Origin of the sequence: Paenibacillus apis, assembly GCF_018333295.1 — a bacterium.
In the GTDB taxonomy this organism is placed as follows: Bacteria; Bacillota; Bacilli; order Paenibacillales; family Paenibacillaceae; genus Fontibacillus; species Fontibacillus antibioticophila.
The window spans coordinates 436,475-458,553 of record NZ_BORS01000002.1 but is presented as its reverse complement, the minus strand read 5'-3'; the positions used below and the strand labels follow the sequence as shown (position 1 = coordinate 458,553).

The 22,079-nt window shown below is 49.8% G+C and carries 19 protein-coding genes; 13 read left to right on the top strand and 6 right to left on the bottom strand.

Translation table 11 applies throughout. The features are described from left to right. Nucleotides 1-53 precede the first annotated feature (53 nt). From KI362_RS04710 to KI362_RS04670, 9 genes are all read left to right on the top strand, one after another. Nucleotides 54-5,348 (top strand): NTTRR-F1 domain, encoded by a 5,295-nt coding sequence (locus KI362_RS04710; protein ID WP_445376003.1) that lies wholly within the window; start codon nt 54-56, stop codon nt 5,346-5,348. A gap of 329 nt (nt 5,349-5,677) precedes the next feature. Next, nucleotides 5,678-6,775 carry a glycosyltransferase gene (locus KI362_RS04705; protein WP_301625279.1) on the top strand — a complete coding sequence of 366 codons (1,098 nt, stop codon included), beginning with the start codon at nt 5,678-5,680 and terminating at the stop codon, nt 6,773-6,775. A 182-nt stretch (nt 6,776-6,957) separates the two neighbouring features. Next, a complete protein-coding gene (locus KI362_RS04700; protein WP_301625203.1) occupies nt 6,958-9,630 on the top strand; it encodes a MerR family transcriptional regulator in 2,673 nt (890 codons plus the stop codon). A 44-nt stretch (nt 9,631-9,674) separates the two neighbouring features. Continuing rightward, nucleotides 9,675-10,148 (top strand): GyrI-like domain-containing protein, encoded by a 474-nt coding sequence (locus KI362_RS04695; RefSeq protein ID WP_301625201.1) that lies wholly within the window; start codon nt 9,675-9,677, stop codon nt 10,146-10,148. Nucleotides 10,149-10,886: 738 nt separating this feature from the next. Continuing rightward, on the top strand, nt 10,887-11,435 hold the full coding sequence (locus KI362_RS04690) for a hypothetical protein (RefSeq protein WP_301625199.1): 549 nt from the start codon (nt 10,887-10,889) through the stop codon (nt 11,433-11,435). Nucleotides 11,436-11,596: 161 nt separating this feature from the next. After that, complete coding sequence (gene hxlA / locus KI362_RS04685) at nt 11,597-12,229, top strand: 3-hexulose-6-phosphate synthase (protein ID WP_212939529.1); 633 nt, start codon at nt 11,597-11,599, stop codon at nt 12,227-12,229. Nucleotides 12,230-12,234: 5 nt separating this feature from the next. Further along, nucleotides 12,235-12,798 carry a 6-phospho-3-hexuloisomerase gene (gene hxlB / locus KI362_RS04680; RefSeq protein ID WP_301625197.1) on the top strand — a complete coding sequence of 188 codons (564 nt, stop codon included), beginning with the start codon at nt 12,235-12,237 and terminating at the stop codon, nt 12,796-12,798. 165 nt (nt 12,799-12,963) lie between these two features. Then, on the top strand, nt 12,964-13,341 hold the full coding sequence (locus tag KI362_RS04675) for a winged helix-turn-helix transcriptional regulator (protein WP_301625195.1): 378 nt from the start codon (nt 12,964-12,966) through the stop codon (nt 13,339-13,341). A gap of 53 nt (nt 13,342-13,394) precedes the next feature. Further along, nucleotides 13,395-14,318: an SDR family oxidoreductase gene (locus KI362_RS04670; RefSeq protein WP_301625193.1), complete on the top strand. Its 924-nt coding sequence runs from the start codon at nt 13,395-13,397 to the stop codon at nt 14,316-14,318. An 87-nt stretch (nt 14,319-14,405) separates the two neighbouring features. Here the strand turns inward: KI362_RS04670 and KI362_RS04665 are convergent, their stop codons facing one another. Together KI362_RS04665 and KI362_RS04660 are read right to left on the bottom strand one after the other, a co-directional pair. After that, entirely contained in the window at nt 14,406-14,969 is a 564-nt protein-coding gene (locus KI362_RS04665; protein WP_301625278.1) for a winged helix-turn-helix transcriptional regulator, read from the bottom strand. Further along, entirely contained in the window at nt 14,966-15,328 is a 363-nt protein-coding gene (locus tag KI362_RS04660) for a VOC family protein (protein WP_212939525.1), read from the bottom strand. The genes KI362_RS04665 and KI362_RS04660 overlap by 4 nt, the downstream gene beginning before the upstream one ends. Before the next feature lie 169 nt (nt 15,329-15,497). On the opposite strand from KI362_RS04660, the gene KI362_RS04655 reads away from it, so the two are divergent. Further along, a complete protein-coding gene (locus tag KI362_RS04655; protein WP_301625191.1) occupies nt 15,498-16,124 on the top strand; it encodes a GyrI-like domain-containing protein in 627 nt (208 codons plus the stop codon). A gap of 6 nt (nt 16,125-16,130) precedes the next feature. Here KI362_RS04655 and KI362_RS04650 read toward each other — a convergent pair whose 3' ends face one another. The 4 genes from KI362_RS04650 to KI362_RS04635 all read right to left on the bottom strand — a co-directional run bounded on the left by KI362_RS04650 (nt 16,131) and on the right by KI362_RS04635 (nt 19,069). Continuing rightward, the gene (locus tag KI362_RS04650; RefSeq protein WP_301625190.1) at nt 16,131-16,763 is read right to left on the bottom strand and encodes a hypothetical protein; all 633 of its coding nucleotides are present in this window, start codon (nt 16,761-16,763) and stop codon (nt 16,131-16,133) included. Further along, entirely contained in the window at nt 16,756-17,346 is a 591-nt protein-coding gene (locus KI362_RS04645; protein WP_301625188.1) for a TetR/AcrR family transcriptional regulator, read from the bottom strand. The genes KI362_RS04650 and KI362_RS04645 overlap by 8 nt, the downstream gene beginning before the upstream one ends. Nucleotides 17,347-17,534: 188 nt before the next feature. After that, nucleotides 17,535-18,617 carry a saccharopine dehydrogenase family protein gene (locus KI362_RS04640; RefSeq protein WP_301625186.1) on the bottom strand — a complete coding sequence of 361 codons (1,083 nt, stop codon included), beginning with the start codon at nt 18,615-18,617 and terminating at the stop codon, nt 17,535-17,537. Between the two features lie 65 nt (nt 18,618-18,682). Beyond that, nucleotides 18,683-19,069 carry a MarR family winged helix-turn-helix transcriptional regulator gene (locus tag KI362_RS04635; protein WP_301625184.1) on the bottom strand — a complete coding sequence of 129 codons (387 nt, stop codon included), beginning with the start codon at nt 19,067-19,069 and terminating at the stop codon, nt 18,683-18,685. Between the two features lie 181 nt (nt 19,070-19,250). Here KI362_RS04635 and KI362_RS04630 point away from each other — a divergent pair, with 181 nt between their 5' ends. The 3 genes from KI362_RS04630 to KI362_RS04620 all read left to right on the top strand — a co-directional run bounded on the left by KI362_RS04630 (nt 19,251) and on the right by KI362_RS04620 (nt 22,069). Further along, nucleotides 19,251-20,396, top strand: coding sequence for a sensor histidine kinase (locus KI362_RS04630; protein ID WP_301625183.1), 1,146 nt, complete (start codon nt 19,251-19,253; stop codon nt 20,394-20,396). Next, entirely contained in the window at nt 20,389-21,024 is a 636-nt protein-coding gene (locus KI362_RS04625; protein ID WP_044477765.1) for a response regulator, read from the top strand. The genes KI362_RS04630 and KI362_RS04625 overlap by 8 nt, the downstream gene beginning before the upstream one ends. A gap of 112 nt (nt 21,025-21,136) precedes the next feature. After that, nucleotides 21,137-22,069, top strand: a complete 933-nt coding sequence (locus KI362_RS04620) for an ABC transporter ATP-binding protein (protein WP_301625181.1) — start codon at nt 21,137-21,139, stop codon at nt 22,067-22,069. Nucleotides 22,070-22,079: the final 10 nt, after the last annotated feature.

The following is a 22,079-nucleotide window of genomic DNA, read 5'->3' as shown; positions in this document are numbered from 1 at the left end:
ATGTACAAGTCTCTGATTTCATTGGAGTAATTATGATGGAGGTGAAAGATTTAGTGAATTTAATCAATCTTGTAGTTAACGGTCAATTTGAGACTGGGACCTTAACTCCATGGTTCTCACAAGCTGCAACAATTAACGAAACATATAGCCACTCGGGATTTTTCAGTGCACAGTTATCAGGAGGGCCTACGAACTCTTTTCTCTCACAGTTTTTTACTATTCAGGAAGGAGAAAATCTAGGTGTCATTTATTCACTATCCAAAATCGGTGCACTGCCTAGCCCATTGGTTAGTGTATCCGTTGCATTCTATGATGCAGCAATAAACTTCCTTGGGATGGGGTTAATCGCTATCAACTATAGTGGTCGAATTCCAGACGTAACATCTGAACAATGGCTGGAGTTGTATAACATTACTACTCCTGCTCCACAGGGAACTACGCAAGCACTTATTACAATCAGCGTGATCCCTCAAGCAGGAGCAGCTGATATCCTGGTCGATGATATTGGAGTCCTTCTATTTAACGGCATGAGTGGACCTACAGGGCCAACTGGACCTACAGGACCTACAGGACCTACAGGCGTAACTGGACCAACTGGTGTAACTGGAGCCACAGGAGTAACTGGGGCACCAGGAGCAACTGGAGCGACCGGAGCAACTGGTGTGACTGGAGCAACTGGAGCGACCGGAGCAACTGGTGTGACTGGAGCAACTGGAGCGACAGGAGCCACAGGTGTGACTGGTGCAACAGGCGTAACTGGAGTGACTGGAGCAACTGGTGTAACAGGAGCAACAGGAGTGACTGGAGCAACTGGTGTGACTGGAGCAACAGGTGTGACTGGAGCGACAGGCGTAACTGGAGCAACAGGCGTAACTGGAGCAACAGGCATAACTGGTGCGACTGGAGCGACCGGAGCAACTGGAGTAACAGGAGCAACCGGAGCGACCGGAGCAACTGGAGCCACAGGAGCCACAGGAGCCACAGGAGCCACAGGAGCCACAGGAGCCACAGGAGCCACAGGAGCCACAGGAGTAACTGGAGCAACAGGAGCAACAGGAGCCACAGGAGCAACAGGAGCAACCGGAGCAACAGGAGCGACCGGAGTAACAGGAGCGACCGGAGCAACTGGAGCCACAGGAGCAACAGGAGCAACTGGAGCAACAGGAGCAACCGGAGCGACTGGAGCAACTGGAGCAACAGGAGTAACAGGAGCGACCGGAGCCACAGGAGCGACCGGAGCCACAGGAGCGACCGGAGCCACAGGAGCGACCGGAGCAACTGGAGCGACTGGAGCAACTGGAGCAACAGGAGTAACAGGAGCGACCGGAGCCACAGGAGCGACCGGAGCCACAGGAGCGACCGGAGCCACAGGAGCGACCGGAGCAACTGGAGCGACTGGAGTAACTGGTGCGACTGGCGTGACAGGAGCCACAGGTGCAACTGGAGCAACAGGAGCAACAGGAGCAACTGGAGCGACTGGCGTGACTGGAGCAACTGGAGCCACTGGAGTGACTGGAGCAACTGGAGTTACCGGAGCAACTGGAGCAACTGGAGCAACTGGAGCAACAGGAGCAACAGGAGTAACTGGTGCGACTGGAGCCACAGGAGCAACAGGAGCAACTGGAGCGACTGGAGCGACTGGCGTGACTGGAGCAACAGGAGCAACAGGAGTAACTGGTGCGACTGGAGCAACAGGAGCAACAGGTGCAACTGGAGCCACCGGAGTAACTGGAGCAACTGGAGTAACTGGTGCGACTGGAGCAACAGGAGCAACAGGAGCCACCGGAGCAACAGGAGCAACAGGAGCAACTGGAGCAACAGGAGTGACTGGAGCAACTGGTGCAACCGGAGCAACCGGAGCGACCGGTGCAACAGGAGCGACTGGAGTAACTGGAGCGACTGGAGTAACTGGTGCGACTGGAGCCACAGGAGCAACAGGTGCAACTGGAGCCACCGGAGCAACAGGAGCAACAGGAGCGACTGGCGTGACTGGAGCAACCGGAGCAACAGGAGCAACTGGAGCGACTGGTGTAACTGGAGTGACCGGAGCAACTGGAGCGACTGGAGCGACCGGAGCAACAGGAGTGACTGGAGCCACTGGAGCAACTGGTGCAACAGGAGCAACTGGAGCAACTGGAGTAACTGGAGCGACAGGCGTAACAGGAGCAACTGGTGTAACCGGAGCGACCGGAGCAACAGGAGTGACTGGAGCCACCGGAGCAACAGGAGCAACAGGAGTGACTGGAGCAACTGGTGTGACCGGAGCAACTGGTGTGACTGGAGCGACAGGCGTAACTGGAGCAACTGGTGTAACTGGCGTGACTGGAGCCACCGGAGCAACTGGAGCAACAGGAGCAACAGGAGTGACTGGAGCCACCGGAGCAACTGGAGCCACTGGAGTGACAGGAGCAACTGGAGTAACTGGAGCGACAGGCGTAACTGGAGCAACTGGTGTAACTGGTGTGACTGGAGCCACCGGAGCCACCGGAGCCACAGGAGCAACTGGTGCGACTGGAGCGACCGGAGCAACAGGCGTGACTGGGGCAACTGGAGTTACCGGAGCAACTGGAGCAACTGGTGCGACTGGAGCCACAGGAGCAACAGGTGCAACTGGAGCCACCGGAGCAACAGGAGTGACTGGAGCGACAGGCGTAACTGGAGCGACCGGAGCAACTGGAGCCACCGGAGCAACAGGAGCCACCGGAGCGACTGGAGTAACTGGTGCGACTGGAGCAACCGGAGCAACAGGAGTGACTGGAGCAACTGGAGCAACCGGAGCAACAGGAGCGACCGGAGTAACTGGAGCAACAGGAGTGACTGGAGCAACTGGTGTAACTGGTGTGACCGGAGCAACAGGCGTAACTGGAGCAACTGGTGTAACTGGAGCCACCGGAGCCACCGGAGCAACAGGAGTGACCGGAGCCACTGGGGTGACAGGAGCGACTGGTGTAACTGGAGCAACAGGAGCCACCGGAGCCACCGGAGCCACCGGAGCCACCGGAGCCACCGGAGCCACAGGAGCAACTGGATCGACTGGCGTGACTGGAGCCACAGGTGCAACTGGAGCGACTGGAGCAACAGGAGCAACAGGAGCAACCGGAGCCACAGGAGCAACTGGAGCGACTGGAGTAACTGGTGCGACTGGAGCCACAGGAGCAACAGGAGCAACTGGAGCGACTGGCGTGACTGGAGCAACAGGAGCCACAGGAGCAACAGGAGTGACTGGAGCAACTGGTGCAACAGGAGCAACAGGAGCGACCGGAGTAACTGGAGCAACCGGAGCGACCGGAGCCACAGGAGCAACTGGAGTGACTGGAGTTACCGGAGCAACTGGAGTAACAGGAGCAACCGGAGCAACCGGAGCGACCGGTGCAACAGGAGCGACTGGAGTAACTGGAGCGACTGGAGTAACTGGAGCGACTGGAGTAACTGGTGCGACTGGAGCCACAGGAGCAACTGGAGCCACCGGAGCAACAGGAGCAACTGGAGCGACTGGCGTGACTGGAGCAACCGGAGCAACAGGAGCGACTGGTGTAACTGGAGTGACCGGAGCAACAGGAGCGACTGGTGTAACTGGAGTGACCGGAGCAACAGGAGCGACTGGAGCCACCGGAGCAACAGGAGTGACTGGAGCCACTGGAGCCACTGGAGCAACTGGTGCAACAGGAGCGACTGGAGCGACTGGAGCCACTGGAGCAACTGGAGCGACCGGAGTAACTGGTGCCACAGGTGCAACTGGCGTGACTGGTGCAACTGGCGTGACTGGAGCCACCGGAGCAACAGGAGCAACAGGAGCAACAGGAGCAACAGGAGCAACAGGAGCAACAGGAGCAACAGGAGCAACAGGAGCAACAGGAGCGACTGGAGCCACTGGAGCGACTGGAGTAACTGGTGCAACTGGAGCAACCGGAGCAACAGGCGTGACTGGAGCAACCGGAGTAACTGGAGCAACCGGAGTAACTGGTGCGACTGGAGCAACTGGCGCGACTGGAGCAACTGGAGCAACTGGAGCAACTGGAGCCACAGGAGCCACAGGAGCAACAGGCGTGACTGGAGCAACTGGAGCAACAGGAGCGACCGGAGCAACAGGAGTGACTGGAGCGACTGGAGCCACTGGAGCGACTGGAGTAACTGGTGCAACTGGAGCCACAGGAGCAACAGGCGTGACTGGAGCAACCGGAGTAACTGGAGCGACCGGAGCAACTGGTGCGACTGGAGCAACCGGAGTAACTGGTGCGACCGGAGCAACTGGCGCGACTGGAGCAACTGGAGCAACTGGAGCAACTGGAGCAACAGGAGCAACAGGAGCAACAGGAGCCACAGGAGCAACAGGAGCAACAGGAGCCACCGGAGCAACAGGCGTGACTGGAGCCACAGGAGCAACAGGAGCAACAGGAGCAACTGGAGCAACAGGAGCCACAGGAGCAACAGGCGTGACTGGAACCACCGGAGCAACAGGAGCCACAGGAGCAACAGGCGTGACTGGAGCAACAGGAGCAACAGGAGCAACAGGAGCGACCGGAGCAACAGGAGCGACTGGAGCCACCGGAGCAACAGGAGTGACCGGAGCCACTGGGGTGACAGGAGCAACAGGAGCAACTGGTGCAACAGGAGCAACAGGAGCAACAGGAGCCACAGGAGCAACAGGAGCAACAGGAGCAACAGGAGCAACAGGAGCGACTGGAGCAACAGGAGTAACTGGTGCAACAGGAGCAACTGGCGCGACTGGAGCAACAGGAGCAACTGGTGCAACAGGAGCCACCGGAGCAACTGGCGTGACCGGAGTAACAGGAGCAACAGGAGTAACTGGAGCAACAGGAGCAACTGGAGTTACCGGAGCAACAGGAGCAACAGGAGCGACTGGAGTAACTGGAGCGACTGGTGCAACTGGAGCGACCGGTGCGACTGGAGTAACTGGTGCAACTGGAGCGACCGGAGCAACAGGAGCCACTGGAGTGACAGGAGCCACCGGAGCAACTGGAGCCACTGGAGCCACTGGAGCGACCGGAGCAACAGGAGCAACAGGAGCAACCGGAGCGACCGGAGCAACAGGAGCAACTGGAGCGACTGGAGCGACCGGAGCAACTGGAGCCACTGGAGCGACTGGAGCAACTGGAGCGACCGGAGCAACAGGCGTGACCGGAGCGACTGGAGCAACAGGAGCAACTGGAGCAACCGGAGCCACTGGAGCCACCGGAGCAACAGGCGTGACTGGAGCGACTGGAGCAACAGGAGCGACCGGAGCAACAGGCGTAACTGGAGCAACTGGAGTAACAGGAGCAACTGGTGTAACCGGAGCCACTGGAGCCACTGGAGCAACTGGACCTACAGGTCCTACAGGTCCGTGATTCTAAGAACAGTTGAACCAGGGAATTTGCTTCAGATTCTTTATCCAACATCTCTAGTGGACTGCAACGGCGGAAGATATTATGAACTTCACAACACGACTTTATTTTGAATGGTACACTTGTGGTTTCTAGACCATATGATACAGCACTGCAGAATGCATCTACGTTTCGTCGTCCAATTACAGATGTATTTCGATATATCGAAACACCAGACTGACCTAAGTGTTATCGTGTTCTTCTCTTGGCTTCTTCGGAGAATACTTCCTCTTCGGGAGTATTCTCCTCTTCCTTCTCCCCTCTTATTATCTTTAATGAAAGGAACAACTCTCATGATTACCATAAGCCTCTGTATGATCGTAAAGAACGAAGAAGAAGTTCTTGCTCGCTGTCTGGATTCTGCCAAAGATATTGTAGATGAAATTAACATTATTGATACGGGCTCAACAGACCGTACGATAGAAATCGCCAAACAATATACGGACCGAGTTTTTCACTTTCCGTGGACCGGCAGCTTCTCGGAAGCGAGAAATCATGCTTTTACTTATGCAACGAAAGAGTACATTCTATATTTGGATGCCGATGACGTTATTCTCGAGGGAGACCGACAAGCATTTCTCGAGCTTAAAGAAACATTAGATCCAGCCGTGGATTCCGTCTCTATGTTTTACAATGCGGGCACGGATGAATTCGGAAACGTCACGCTTCGTTATCGCCGTAACCGTTTGGTTAAAACAGCTAAACATTTTCAATGGCGCGGAGAGGTACACAATTACTTGGAAGTGAGCGGTTATGTTATCAACTCAGACGTGGCTATCACCCATAAGAAGACGGAGCATAAAGTCGGAAGAAACTTGAAAATTTACGAAACCAAGATCGCCCGAGGCGATACCTTCAGCGCACGAGACTATTTTTACTATGGAAATGAATTGAGGGAGAATGGTCATTACGAAAAAGCCATTGAGAGCTATGAGGAAAATTTGAAGCTTAGAGAAGGATGGGTCGAGGATAAAATCAACGCATGCATCAATATGGCAGATTGCTATCGTTTTCTCGGAAATATGCAGCAGGAATTTGCCGCATTGTGCCGCTCCTTCGATTACAGTAAACCCAGAGCTGAAGTAGCAAGCCGGCTAGGATATTATTTTTATCGAAAAAATGAGTATCATACAGCTATTTTCTGGTACGACTTGGCCACAAAGCTGCCTGCCGATACGAATCAGTGGAGCTTCAGTTTTCCTGCCTACTGGACCTGGTACCCGCATCTTCATATGAGCGTTTGTTATTACCGTCTAGGTCTATATAAGGAATCATACCTTCATAACGAAGAGGCCAGGAAATATAGACCTGATGACAAAAGTATTGTTCATAACAAAAAGCTGCTTGAGGAGAAGCTGAATATCGCAGATGGACAGGAACAACTTTTATAACTAAAGCTAATCCGAATCTGTTGTAAATGATTTATAGGGAGGTTCTCTTTTCCACAAGAAAAGGGCTCCCTTTTTTATTTATCTAATTGCTCAAAATACGTTCATTAATTGAGAGTACGAGGCATTGAAATTGACGTTAGGTCAACTGATATAATCATAGCAAAACGAGACGGAGGGTTGTTATGAGTCTGGTGAAAATATCTGAAGTCACGGAAAAATTCGGCATATCCTCAAGAACACTCAGATATTACGAACAGGTAGGCTTGCTGAGAAGCGAGCGTCCGCCTTTTGAGAAGCACCGTTTTTATGACAGTGATAATATCAATCGGCTGCAGCAGATTTTGGTACTGCGGAAAATGCAAATTTCCATCAAGGATATTCTGCGGATTTACGAAAGTCAGGACATGGAAACTTTAGTACATAGCTTCGTTAAACGCATGGAGGAAATTGATGACGAAATAAGCACGCTATCTCAATTAAAAGCCTTTGTCAGCGACTTTCTGAATGCCATGACTGCCCACGGAATCACCCATATTTCTGCTCTGCCCTTACTTTATGAGAAGGCGCAAAAAGAGTTTCTGTCCGCTTCCAAGCAGGATCTGTCAATGGAAACCTTGAACACCATTTCGGATAAGCTGGCTAAGCCGCTGGAGATGGATATTGTGACATTGCCGCCAATGCTTATGATTACATCTATAAGAACGGATAGCAGGAGATCGGAAATAGAGAGCTTTTGGGACTGGCTTTCCGCCAATCAAATCCCCTTTGGTAAGCCGGGAAGCCGTACGATGTTTGAGTTTCAGAGCGGTGAGGATATTGTTATTATGCAGAAGCTTCCTGGCCAAATCTCTGACATGGAAAAGTGTAACGAATCCACAAAGGCATTCCCATTTGAATACAGAGAGTTTACGGGTGGTTTGTTTGCGGTTTCGTCCACTTATACAGATGAAGACTTAGGGGCCTTACAGTACCGGATGCTGCAAAGCTTTGACGATAATCCAAGCTTTGAGGTGGATTTTCTTCATAATGGCTGCTTACGTCATGAAGCGTTGATCGAGGCTGTGTTTTCTCCAGAAAACAATCGGGAGCGGATAAATATTTATGTCCCTGTACGACAGCGCAAGCCTAATTTTGTGGACTATTCTGAGTTTGAAATTACAGAGTGTATCACTTATGAAGAAATCGAAAGAGCTAATCCGATTCTGCAGGAATATGGTGTTGATTTTCACAAAATCACGCCGATTTATGATCCCCATTTTACGGTTCTGGAGAATGGCGAGGCTGAATTTATCGCATGGATTTCCGAAAGGAAGCTGGATACCAATGTGGCCGTGAGACTCCCGTTTCGGGTTGACATGGAATTTATCGCGGAGGAAGAGAGTGAAGAATACCTTTGGGGAACAACCGAGGGCAGCCTCTGGTTCTCCCACGGAGGTTGCACCTACACCATGAATGCCGAAAATTATGCCGATAAAGCTTTAAAAGAACATGCGCTTTCTTTTCAGCAGCCTGTACTAGGGAATGCATTTTCCTATCCGGAAATCGGGAATATTCCTCATGACCGCTATAACAAGCTGACGTGGATTGTGGGTGAAAAGCATTTTGCGGTCATTCTGAACGGTGAAGTCCGCTTTTGCGGCGTTAGCTTCCCTTATATGAATATGGACCTACACTTACATACACCGGAGACGATAATAATTGGTACAAACGGGCAGGGAAAAAAGAGATTTCGCTCAATCAAAATTTCACAGCTGAAAACCTCGGCGAAAACAAATACCATACAAGGAGCATTGAAAATGAATGTGAAGCAGAGCAACAACACACTGCCTGATTTAAGGCAGATCATTCATCCCGAATACGGTCAGAATTATTGGTTCAACGGCTGTGCGAGCTACCTGATGGAATGTCTGGATGAACGGGATTTCGACTATTGGTTTTTTGCGGGGCTAACCGGGGAGAACTTCACGCAGATTTTTTCCAAGAACTACTTTCGGGGTAGCGGCGTAGTGGATTACCGCCTAAGTGAAAAAGGGAACCATCACGTTATTGAAGAAATCTTTGAAAAATGCGGGTATGCGAGCACCTTTGTTCCGCTGAAGCAAATCCTATCCAACAGGGAAATGTATGTGCAAATGCTCATAGCGTATATTGACAAGGGAATACCCGTTATTCTGAATGATTATGGCAACAATCCGCATAACCGTTTTGGCTGGGGGGTGCTGGTAGGGTATGCTGATTACGGGAAAACCTTGCTCTATATGGGCGGCGACGGAACGGTGCCTGATTCCATATCCGTGGAGGATTTATTGCCAAAGGGATATGTAGATCAGGACGATCATTGCCATGGCTGGTTATTTATCGGTGAAAAGCAGGAGAGCAAGGATTTGGCTGGAATTTATCGGGAGCGGATATTATCTCTGCCTCAGCTGCTCACTTATGAAGGCGAGAACTATTGCTTTGGAGTAAAAGCATTTCATGCATGGGCAGATCACATTGAAAAAGGTTATTTCGAGAAAATCACGCCGGAAGAATTCGACAACTGGGGGATGCACACGGTTTACGTTTGCTGTCTTGCCACCAACAGCGGCGGTTGCAAGGGCTTTTTAGATAAGGCGCTTGCCTTGAATCCGAATATGACATTTATTAGCAGTATTATTGAGCTTTATCGCAAAACAGGCCACTACTGGAATGATGACAACGGTACGGATTTAGAGGCTTTGGGCGGAGGCTTTAATGTTACCCTAGAGGCATTGCAGAATAAAAGCAAACGTAAGAAGATTGCTGACAAGCTAAGGGCTTTTGCGGATTGTATGGATGGGGTTTCGGCTTTAATTGAGCAGTTTAAGGCAAAATGACATGAAAAAGAAAAATGGATCAAGCACTATTAAGGAGGTTTTTTATGAATTTCAGAATCATTTCACTGCCTCCATTCAAGGCGGTAACATCAGGATTAGACAAAGTTGGTGATTTTTCCGATGATGGGATTTTGAGAAGCTTTGACAAGTTTTTTTCAAGCGTGACACCTAGACCGAGCGAGAGCTTTATGCCCAGGGACTTCCTTTATTACGATGAAGAACAGCAGGGAATGGTTTGGCTTTGGGCATTAACGGAAAACGGAGAAACAGGTGGCTTTGAAACCATGGATTTCGACGGCGGGCTGTACATCACCTTTGCTTATCCTGACCGTGACGGGCAGGCACATGACAGGCTACAAAAGGAAGTGCTCGATTACGTTGAAAATTCTGATTTTCTTGAGCTTGATATCCGGCCGAATCACTATTCCATGGGGCATATCATTACGCCGAAGGCTGTTATGGAAGCACAAGGCTGGGGGCAGATGGAGGTGTTTATTCCTGTAAAGATTAGTAGCTAAATGCCGGCACGGGGAGAGGGAAAACTCGGCTGCCGCAAAATGGAAGACATAGGATGAATTCAATCCAAGCCCCAAGCAGATTACTGGATAAGAACCGCCGTCCCACTATAACGGCTGTCTTTTTATCCCGGATTGGGATGGCGATCTGGTAGTGCTCTCGAAAGGAATGGACGGGTGAGGTTAGCGGGTATGGGAGTATTGTGCGGAATTTCGTATAAAGAGCGGGCGAGGCGATCAGATACTGCGGTATTTGGGTGGACGAACGGATATTTGTGCGGAATTTCGTATAAAGATCTGCTTGTGCCGTTGCTATGAGGGCATTTGTACGAAATGTCGTATAAAAAATCCTGTATGGAGGGTAAAATCGGAAATTTTGTACGAAATATCATATAAACAGCAGTAATTTAGACGCCGACACGTGACTTTTATACGGAAAAACGTACAAATCCCCGCTGCTCATCTTTTTCTTGAAATTGGAACGGGAATGACATACTATAATTATTAAATCTAGATATGACTGGCGAAGCACGCCCGGTATTCCTTTAATGATAAAGGATGACCGGGTATTTTTTTGAGCAAAAATGGGGAATTGAGGTGAAAAAGTTGAGTTTTCAGGTTGAGCACGATCAGTGGATTGAAAGTCATTTAGCCAGGCGGCAAGGAGATCGAAAGGATGCGTTGAGGAGAGGGCATGGTTATGGGAACTGTTTATTTGCAGAAAAAGTTTGGTGGCCGCTTATGGGACACTTTAATGGCTTGCGTCCCGAATACGAGGTGAAGGATTGGAGGGGACGGTCTTATTACACGGATTTCATGTGGAAATTGGGTGAGTACTTTTTCGTGTTCGAGATTATGGATTACGGTTCGCATGGGCAGGATCGGACGAAATATCGCATGGATTTGAATCGTGGACTCTATCTGCAATCGCAAGGTTTTCATTATATTGAGATTTCATTGGATGAGCTGAAGGAAAACCCTTTATTCATTGTAGCTATGCTTCGCGGTATATTGACGCCATATTTGGTTGCGCCGACGGGACAAGAAGGGGGCGTTCTCCGTAAATTCGGGAGAATTGAGCGGCAACTGATGCGTCTGGCCATTCGTCACCATCGGATGATTCGCCCTGCGAAAGCCGCCAGAGAGCTGGAGCTTCACAAGGAAACGGTCATCAAGTATTGTCGGCTCCTTGTAGATAAAGGGAAATTCCGTGCCGTGCCCTCCGGGGCTACAGGTCGGGTGTACCAATATGAATATTTAGGCTCAACGCAAAGTCCTGATTTAATCTGAAAGGGACGGCGTATAGCGTATAGACGGCGTATAGCGTATAAATGTCCAGAGATATCATTAGTATCCTCCAGGTAACTACCCCACTTCAAAGTGCGTACTTCCGGTTCGTAGCATTCATCTTTACAATAAGGTCAATTGAATGACTTAGGAGGCTACTAACTATGAAATTGCAGCTGGCATTGGATCTTGTAAATATTCCGGAAGGAATTGCACTTGTGAAAGAGGTTGAGTCCTACGTGGACATTGTTGAAATTGGTACGCCGATTGTAATTAATGAAGGCTTGCACGCAGTAAAGGCGATGAAGGATGCTTTTCCTCATCTGGAGGTGCTGGCCGATCTGAAGATTATGGATGCCGGCGGGTATGAAATCATGAAGGCAGCCGAGGCGGGTGCGGATCTTGTAACCGTACTGGGCGTATCCAATGATATGACGATCAAGGGTGCAGTGGAAGAAGCCAAAAAGCAGAACAAAAAGATTTTGGTGGACATGATCAACGTGGCGGATCTTGAGAAGCGGGCGCGTGAGGTCGATGCGCTTGGCGTTGATTATATTTGCGTGCACACCGGATATGATCAACAAGCGGTTGGAGAGAACCCATTCGAAGATCTGCTGACGATCAAACGTGCCGTGACAAATGCCAAGACTGCGGTTGCCGGCGGGATCAAGCTTGAGACCTTGCCTGAGGTAATTAAAGCTGCCCCTGATCTTGTTATCGTTGGCGGCGGCATTACCGGCGCCGAGGATAAAGCGGCAGTGGCGTCCGAAATTCAACGCTTGATCAAGCAAGGATAAGCAGCATGAGCGGCACACATTATACAACCGAAATTCTGAAGGAGCTGGAACGGACGCTTACCCGTATTAGCAATACGGAGCTAGAGGCGATGGCAGGGCTTATGCTCCGATCAGAAAAGGTGTTTATTGCCGGGGCTGGCCGATCCGGACTCATGGGAAAAGCATTTGCCATGCGTTTGATGCATATCGGACGGCAGGTCTATGTGGTGGGCGAGACCGTGACGCCTGGAATTGGCCCGAATGATCTGCTGCTGCTATGCTCCGGGTCCGGAGAGACGGGAAGCCTGGCATTGATGGCAGAGAAGGCTGTTAGGATCGGGGCAAGGGCTGGACTGATTACCATCAAGCCGGAATCCACCATCGGACGACTGGCAGAAGCTATTGTTCAGGTTCCGGCATCAGCCAAGGAGGACACAGCTGCAAGCGGAGCGGCGATCACAATTCAGCCGATGGGTTCTCTGTTTGAGCAAGGACTTCTGCTCTGTCTGGATGCCTTGGTATTAACACTGATGGATATGGAAGGCATTACGGGGGCAGATATGTTTGGCCGGCATGCCAATCTGGAATAAGAAGCTATAAGATCGGAGCTCCTGGGTGAACAGGACTCCGGTCTTTTTTTCATTGCTGCTTATTGAAGGGAACGTAAGATGCGAGTTTTGCACTAGTCCATCACTGTAGTAAAATAAATATACATTTGAGTCTCAAAATGAATAAACGAGAGGAGGTTCTGATGCATGGCCTCTGAAGTGAAAGAACGAATCAATCTACAGGAAATCAACTGTGAAAAAGAACTGACTCTTGCTGTGATTGGCGGCAAATGGAAGCTGATTATATTATGGCATCTTGGTCTGGAAGGAACCAAACGATTCAGCGAGCTGAAGAGACAAATCCCTCATATTACACAAAAGATGTTGACGAACCAGCTCCGCGAGCTGGAGGAAGACCAATTACTGGAGCGGAAGGTGTATGCCGAGGTCCCGCCGCGTGTTGAATATTCGCTTACAGAATATGGGCAGAGCTTAATGCCTTTATTGAAGGCGATGTATGACTGGGGTAAGGACTATGGAGAGAATGTCATCTGGAAATCGAATGAAGAAGCAGGCACCCAATAAATGAAGAAGCAGGAACCCAATAAGGGGAATGGGGCGAAGGGATGTGCGGGGAGATGGAGGATTTCAAAGCGGTGGCCAATGGGACGGAATCATTTGTGGGCAAGGACCGCATTGCTGTAGTAACAGGGGCAAGCGGCGGGATGGGGCGGGCAACAGCGGCTCTGCTCGCAGCCGAGCATGGCATGAAGGTTCTGTTATTAGTTCGGGATGCCAAGCGGGGCAAGGCAGCAGTCGATGAGGTGAATCGCCGAAGCGGTCGCAACGATGCGGAGATGGTATTGGGAGATTTGGCTTCCTTTGCTAGTATTCGTGCGGCGGCAGCCGAAATTGCGGAACGGGTCGATCATATCGATGTTCTTGTCAATAACGCGGGAGTGGTTACGATCAAGCGGGAAGTGACGGAGGATGGCTTCGAAAGGCAGCTTGGGGTTAATCACCTGGGTCATTTTCTGCTGACAGGGCTGCTGATGCCCCTCCTATTGCGCAGCACCGCAGGACGAATCGTTGTAGTCTCCTCCGGCGCCCACAAGATTGGGCGAATGAATTATGAAGATCCAGGCATGAACAGAGGCTTTAAAACCTGGAATGCCTATGGCCGCTCCAAGCTGGCGAATATCTGGTTTACCCGCGAACTGGCAGCCCGCCTGGCCGCGACGAAGGTAACGGTGAACGCCCTGCATCCGGGTGCCGTCTCGACTGACATCGGCGTCAATCGCCAAACCGGGTTCGGCAAAATGGTGCACAAGCTGCTGCGTCCCTTTTTCCTTTCTCCGGAGGAAGGCTCCTCTACGGCCATATTCCTTGCCACTGCTCCGGAGTTGGCGGAGCAATCCGGCGGTTATTATTATCGCAAGAAGCGGATTTCTCCGTCCACGCGAGCAGAGGATTCCAGTGAAGCATCACGGTTCTGGGCATGGAGCGAACAGGCGACTGGATTTCAATGGGAGGGATTTGAAAGGGAGCATATCGAACATTGATTAAAAGAATTCAGCATCATATCCCAGGAAAAACAAGCGCACATGGCCTATCATGTGCGCTTGTTTGACGGTTACGTTTAACGAGAATTACACGATGGAATCCAGGTTGGCCGCCAGCTGATGAATGGGCCTTTTCGCTGGCTGCTGCAAATGGTACAGAAATGAAGGGCGCGGCTGAGCTATTAATTGCTTGTCCACCGCCCCTAGCTCATGGAGATTACCCAATCGTGCAGATAACATGCTCGGCGTCACCTGCTGCAAAGCCTGACGGATATCTTGAAAGTGCTCATGTTTGTAATGCAGCGCGAGCAAAACGGGCATATTCCAGGCTTTAGCCGACAATCTGCCGTATCCCAGCTCAAGCTCGGCAGCTTGGAGCATCAGAGCTGCCTCCCGGAACAGTCGGCCCTTTTCTGTCAGAACATATTCGGGCAAAGCGGGATGACGTCGCTCATAGGGCGATAGATGCCGGAGCAGACCGCTTTCTGTCATCCGCTTTAGATTGTCGCTTAAACGTCCCGGAGATATTTGCAAATGATGCTGTATCGGGGTGAAACGGCCCCTGCATTTCTCCAGTGATACTAGAATAGGCACCGTCCATTGTCCCGAGAGCTCTTGCGAGAGCTGAAGAACTTGACCTTCCGTACTCAGAGCGGACTCAATTCCTCGGATAACATCAGGCTGTGTCCGTCAGGATCCACAAAAGTCGCCAGCTTTGCCATGTCGGGTACGGTCTCTGTCTCACCGATGAAGGTTACGCCCTTTTGCTCCAAGGATCGTCTTGAGGCCTCAATATCATAAACCTCAAATACGGTGGATGATGTGGAAGGAATAACCTCTTCTGCCTCGGAGAATCCGATAATACAATCCTTGGTCGTCGTATTTACCATAGCCATTCCAGAGTCAGCATCATGAAAGGCAAGCTCGAATCCCAATAGCTCCTTGTAAAAGTGGATTGTGTCTTTCAAGCTCTTCACGCTGTACCATATGGTTACGCCTGGTTTAAACATAGAGCACCTCCAATAGATTAATATCGATAGTATATCAAGTATTATTTCGGTAGTAAATGATCCATATAAAATATTCTGAGGATTCTTCATTAATTAGAAAAAAGCCTCGGTAAATGTCATATTTAGGGTGATATACTGAGGCTAACATGATATTAGGGGGTTATATCCATTGAATCGTAAAGTGGATTTCAAAAAGGATTTCAAGCAACTGTATCTGCCGAAGTCGTCTCCAGAGATTATCCAAGTTCCGAACATGAATTTTATAATGGTGGAGGGCTCCGGAGACCCCAACGGAGAGGAGTTCTCTAAGGCGGTTGAGGCTTTGTACAGCTTAAGCTATGCCGTAAGGATGTCATACAAAAGCAAGGATGTGCCGGAGGGTTACTACGAATATACTGTTTTTCCGATGGAGGGGGTCTGGGATTTAGTGGATCGAACCAAACCCTCAACGGACAAAAGCAACTACAAATACACATTGATGATACGGCAACCGGATTTTTTGACGGAGCAAGGATTTCAGCGGTTCCTGGAACAGGTAAAAGGAAAAAAGCCTAATCCGTTTCTGGAGACCGCCCGTTTTGAGTCCATGGAAGAAGGCCTATGCTGTCAAATGCTGCATATTGGCAGTTACGACGGTGAGCCGGCGAGCTTTGCCCGAATGGAAGCCTATTGTGCAGAGAATGGTTACAGCCGCACTAGTAAACTGCATCGGGAAATCTATTTGTCCGACCCTCGAAAGACAAAGCCGGAGAAGCTAAAAACGGTGTTAAGATTCCATGCTGAAAAGAGCAGATGAGCGGTATCAGGCTTTTGCAGAAGCAAGGGGGTTGCTTTCTCGCTTTCGACTCCCGAAATAAAGAGCAGACAGGGCCATTACCGGGGCGAAATAGATGCACCAAAAGATAAGAGCGATTACACCAGACATATCAGATTCGCCGCCTTGCTTAAACACGTTGAACATCGGAAGAAGCACGCAAACCGGGAAAAATGCCCCATGGATAAGGAACATATATTTCATCACCCGCTCTTTTCCAGTTTGTGCACGGATGGTTAGGCCGATGAGAAAGGTGGATAATGCCATTAACCCGTACCCCATGATGTCGAATCCGAACACCCAGCTGCCAGGCGTAAAGGTGATTGCTTCGATGACCGCCGGACTTGCAGACTGATGGGCAACGGTCGTCAATTGCGAATAATACACGAAGTTCGTAAAAACCGAATAAATAACTGCAATCGCCACGCCTCCCAGAGCAACTCCTTTCTTATCTTCTTCCGCTTCCTGAGCGAATGCGCAGGCCAGCAACACATAGGCCCAGCCTAGCAACAGGCATACGAAATAGCTAAGCCAACCGTTAAAAGTAACAAGTCCAATCAAAAATAGAATCGTACAACCTCCGGCGATGATGGAGGAATAAAAACCTAGCTGTTTATTCATTGGAATCTGTTCCCTCCCATTTCATATAGTTCATGATGACATCTATGAACCGGTCTCTTTGAACCTTGTCGTCAAACTGGTATCCGAATAGCTCTTCACTTAGTTCCCTTCTCAGAAAAACAGCCTGCAGGACCGAGGTTATCATAAACATCAGCAAGGTTTTGTCCTTGTCCGGAAAATTCACGTCTTTTAGGGATAGGCCAAATCCTTTCACGGTTTGCATTGTATTATCGAATGTTTTCGGCGTTTTAAAATCGCCAAGAATAGAGATTCGGGCGACGGATGGATTACCCGCTAAGAAATCGGCAACCGATTTTACCACGTTTTTTAGTTGCTCGATGCGATTCAAATTCCCGTTCATATCTGGCTTGAATTTGGATATGACCTCGCCGATGATTTGCTGAACAGAAACCTCGATCAGATTTTCTTTGGTTTGAAAGTGATAATTGATCAATCCTATTCCTACATTGGATCTTTCGGCGATGGTTCTTACGGTCAGTTCTTCGATATTCCCTCCGCTTTCTTGAATCAATTCTATAGTTGCATCAACAATTGCTTTTTTAGCATCATTTCTTGGGACCATCATGTCCTCCTTACTGAACAATGATTTGAACGTTGTTCAGTGATTAATATAGCAAAGCTTCCCTCATTTGTCTATGCAAAAATAACATTTCAATCGCCTAAATATCATGCGCCTTATAATGAGAAATCTCTGGCTCAGGATGAATGTTAACCGATTTGCTGTCAGCCGGGTGATAGTGTCGGTCCCTTCTATGTTCTGACCGTGACCTGAGACGACATGTCCGCAATGTCGGCCAAATCCTGTTCGAAGGATTCATAGCGGAACAATTGCTCAATGTGGAATACGCCCGGTTCCATTTCGGCGGCATAGAGCCTCCTTGCCAGCAAGACAGCTACCCGTGCCGTGATCGCCGCCTCTTCAGTGCCCTGCATAAAGCATTCCGCATGGGCAGGCAGGCCTTTCAATTTACCGTAGGCATCAATTTTGAGTGCGAACAGGGGCTCGCCGAGCTTTATAGCACTGAACAGGCTGACAGCCCCATCCCGGATCCAACCCACGTTTAGCATGTTGAGGATTCCAATACGTTTTAAGGCGCTCATAAACCAGGTAAGAAAGGTATGATCGAAGCAGAGCCGGGTTGAAACGTCAGGCACTTGCAAAGTCCTAGGCAGAATATGCTGGTCGGCAAAATTAAAATGATATGCTGTACGACGTCCCAAATTCCCGCCGAAGTCGGTTTTTAGCCCATCTGTTAAGCTGGAGTGCGGCTGGCTTTTTCCTTGCGTTATCGTATGAAAGTCTCTACGCAGATTATCTATTGTCCATTCAATGGCTGCTTTGCCATGGGAATCGCCTAATCCAAGCATGAGGGAGATGTTGATATTGTCTGTCTTATCCAAGAGCCTGGCAGCCTGAAGGGACAATAGGTTCGTTAAACCCGGGGCAAGTCCGACGCTCAGGATGGCTGTTGCGCCGTTTGCAACTGCTAGTGGATGAAGCCGCTCGACTTGAGACAGAAACCGATAATCGGCAGATACATCTATATACCGTATCCCCTGCTTCAGGCACACTTCGACGAATGCCGTATTTTGCTGGTCCAGGCACATAATTACTAGCTTAACTCCAGCCAGCAATTGCTCGTCCGGTACTTCGTGTATATCGATTTGCATCGGTTGAACCCGCCCATCTGTGGCCTGGCTGAAGGCATCTGCCCGGGAGAGTGTTTTACCGGCGGCATAGACCTTGCCCGGATAGCTCTTCGCAAGCACTTGGCATATTCCTTGTCCGACATGTCCGTATCCGCCAATGACGACAATTTGGTCTCTTAACATGATGATTCCTCCAATGACTTAACTTTTGATTTAGTTTAATAACTAAACTAAATATTCAAAAAAAATTACTTGTCTAACATGCGGTTTAATATATTTATGCTTTTTTCGAATACTTCAATTTCTTGTTCTGTCAACTGGGAGCGAAGCTGGTCATAAAAAGAGATATGGACCGATTCATGGGCTAGATAAGCTTCCTTTCCCATGTCGGTGAGTGACAGGAGGGAGCTTCTTGAATCGGTGGGATGCGGGGAGCGCAGGACTAATGACTTCGACTCCAGCCGATCAACCAGTTGGGTGATCGCTCCCTTGGTTACGCCGAGACGTGCAGCCAATTCACTCATGAGGATGGCTCCGTCACAGCCAATGGCATCAATTGTATGGATCTCACTGGGAGTAAGCTTGCCTGCCTGTCCAAAAGTATGGGGCTGCCGTTCAAGCTTTCTAAGCTGCATAATTAAGCGGCCCAAGCTTTTGCTTCCGTGACTGCTAATAGGTTGCGAATGCTCCGATTTATTTTTCATGGAATTTAGTTTAGTATATAAACCTTAATGCTGTCAATCGTTGAATAAAGGTACAAGGTCATGCTTTAATCAATACTAGGTGTGAACGCTCTGAAGAGGACGGGGGATAGGATTGAAGACATACTTTTTAAGGATTGTTCTGCAGCTATTGGTCTGGGCAACAGCTTTGAGTACATATTGGAGTCATATGACAACCGAGTATTGGAGACTGCTCGGCGCGGCAGCGTATTTTGCAGCTTTCTTTGTACTGCCCCTGCTAACGAAGAAGCCCAGAACTACGATTGTCTTACTATGCGTCCTGTCGATCCTCTCGGTGGTCAACCTGTATCCCCTGGCCAGTGAGGCCTTTAATCCCTTTCTTTTACTGATTCAATGCATGGTGGTCTGGGAAATAATTCAACGTCTTTCACTGTTCTCCGCTATTTATCCTGCTGTGCTTCAGATTGCGGGACTTTGCCTGGTCGCCGTGAGGGCAGGCCTGGAGCCTTCCTCTTGGCTGTTTATTTCCATCTATGTCATTCTGCTGTATTCCGGCGCAGTGCTATATCGGTTAAAGCATGAACGGGAAGCTTTTGCTAATGCAAGATACAACACCTTGATATCGGAGTACAGAAGCTTAAAAAGAAGGCTGGCAACCGAGGAGGATTCGGCGAGACAGGAAGAGCGAATGCTGATCGGCCATGAGATCCATGATTCGGTGGGGCATAAGTTAACCGCACTCCTTATGCAGATCGAATCGCTTCGTTTGAAGGACGGCAATCCGTATCACGAGGAGGTCGATTTGATAAAGCAGCTAGCCTACGATAGCCTGGAAGAGACCCGCAGGGCCGTAAAAGCCTTCAGGCATGGAGACACAGGCGGATTGCAGGGAATTATGAGATTGATCCGGAAGCTGGAGAGCGACAGCTTCTTACGCATTTATTTTACCGTCAACCATGGTGCTTTCAGCGCTCCGCTTCATGGGGAGCAGTCCTTCGCCATTTACCGCTCTGTTCAAGAAGCACTGACTAATATTATGAAGCACAGCAAAGCTAGAGAGGCAAAAATTCTATTTGAGGCGCCGGGGGGCAGTGTGTTCCGGTTTGAAATCAGCAACCCGATTACAAATCCTTACTCGTATCAGGAGGGGTTTGGATTAACCTCAATGAGGGAGAGACTGAACAAAATAAACGGGGATTTGGAGGTCTTTGCCGCTTCCGGGCAATTTGTGGTGCGGGGCTGGCTTCATATTACGGATAGGGGGGAGCCTGATGATTAGAGTATTGCTGGCGGAGGACCAAGTGATGGTCAGGCAAGGCTTGAAAGCGATGCTTGAGACGGATCCGGAGATCAGGGTGACGGGAGAAGCAAATAACGGCCTGGAAGCCGTCGCCCTGTGCGAGCATCATCAGTTTGATGTTGCTGTGCTGGATATTCGCATGCCTGAAATGGACGGAATTGAGACAGCTAGATTTATCCGCGCGCGTTCACCGGAAGTGAAGCTGTTGATGCTGACGACCTTTGATGATCAGGATTATGTCATGAATGCTTTGAAAATCGGGGTAAGCGGATATTTGCTGAAAAACGGAGACACCTCTGCATTAATCCGTTCGGTGAAGAGCGCCTTTGCAGGCGGACTGTCGCTTGAGGATCAGATTGCCGCGAAGGTGGTGCCTGCTCTGCTAGGCAAGCAGGAGGAAGCGAACCAGCCGGATCCATCGCTGACGCCAAGGGAACGGGCGATTTTGTCTTGCATTGGCGAAGGACTGAGCAACCGGGAGATTGCCGAGCGCCTGGCGCTTTCGATCGGGACGGTCAAAAATCACACCAGTCAAATCCTGGATAAGCTCGAGCTGAGAGATCGGACGCAGCTGGCCATTTATGCAATCAAGCACCACCTGGTATAAAAAAGTGACTGAAGTCATGCATACATAGGAATTAGTGACTGGAGTAAGTAGCGGCTCCGGTCTTTTTATTATACGCTCTAGGAAAATTATAGGGATGCAGGGGGAGTACAGCATGCTGGAGGTATTCAAGCTTTGCAAATCGTATAAGGGCAAACGGGCCGTGGACGAAATTAACCTCTACCTTGATGAAGGGGACTCTGTAGGACTGCTGGGTCCGAATGGGGCTGGAAAGTCGACGACGATCTCGATGATCTCGACACTGATCAAGCCTACGTCTGGCGATATCAAGTTTCATGGAAAAAGCACGGTGGAGGATCCGGCTGCTTTGAGAAAAGTGCTCGGTGTAGTTCCGCAAGAAATTGCATTGTACGAAGAATTATCAGCTTATGAAAATTTAAAGTTTTTCGGGAAGATCTATAAAGTTGAGAAACGCCTGCTAGAAGAACGCATCCAGGATATACTTGAGCTGGTTGGTCTTAAGGACAGGCAGAAGGAAATCGTCAAGACATTCTCCGGCGGGATGAAGCGAAGAGTGAACATTGGAGCCGCCCTCCTTCATCAACCGAAGATTCTGATTCTTGATGAGCCTACCGTAGGGATTGATCCCCAATCCCGCACTCATATTTTAGAGATGGTCCGGTTGATGAATGAGCGTTCCGGTACGACAGTGCTATACACGAGCCATTACATGGAGGAAGTTGAACAATTGTGCAAACGGGTATACATCATGGACCATGGTAAAATCATTGCGGCAGGCACCAAGGCGGAGCTGATGAGCATTCTTTCCAATGAGGACAAGATCCAGATTCAGCTTGACCGGCCCAGCGCATCCTTTGTCGAGGCGATCAAGGGACTGAAGAATATTCATCACGTGGAGACGAAGGAAGAGATTATCAGTTTTATTACCTCAAGGGGCAGCAACACATTGGGATTGCTGGTTCGTGAAGCCGAGAAGGCAGGCGCCGAATTGATCAATTACCAGGTGGATACGCCTAGCCTGGAGGATGTATTTCTGCATTTAACGGGGCGGACACTGAGAGACTAGGGGGAAATAC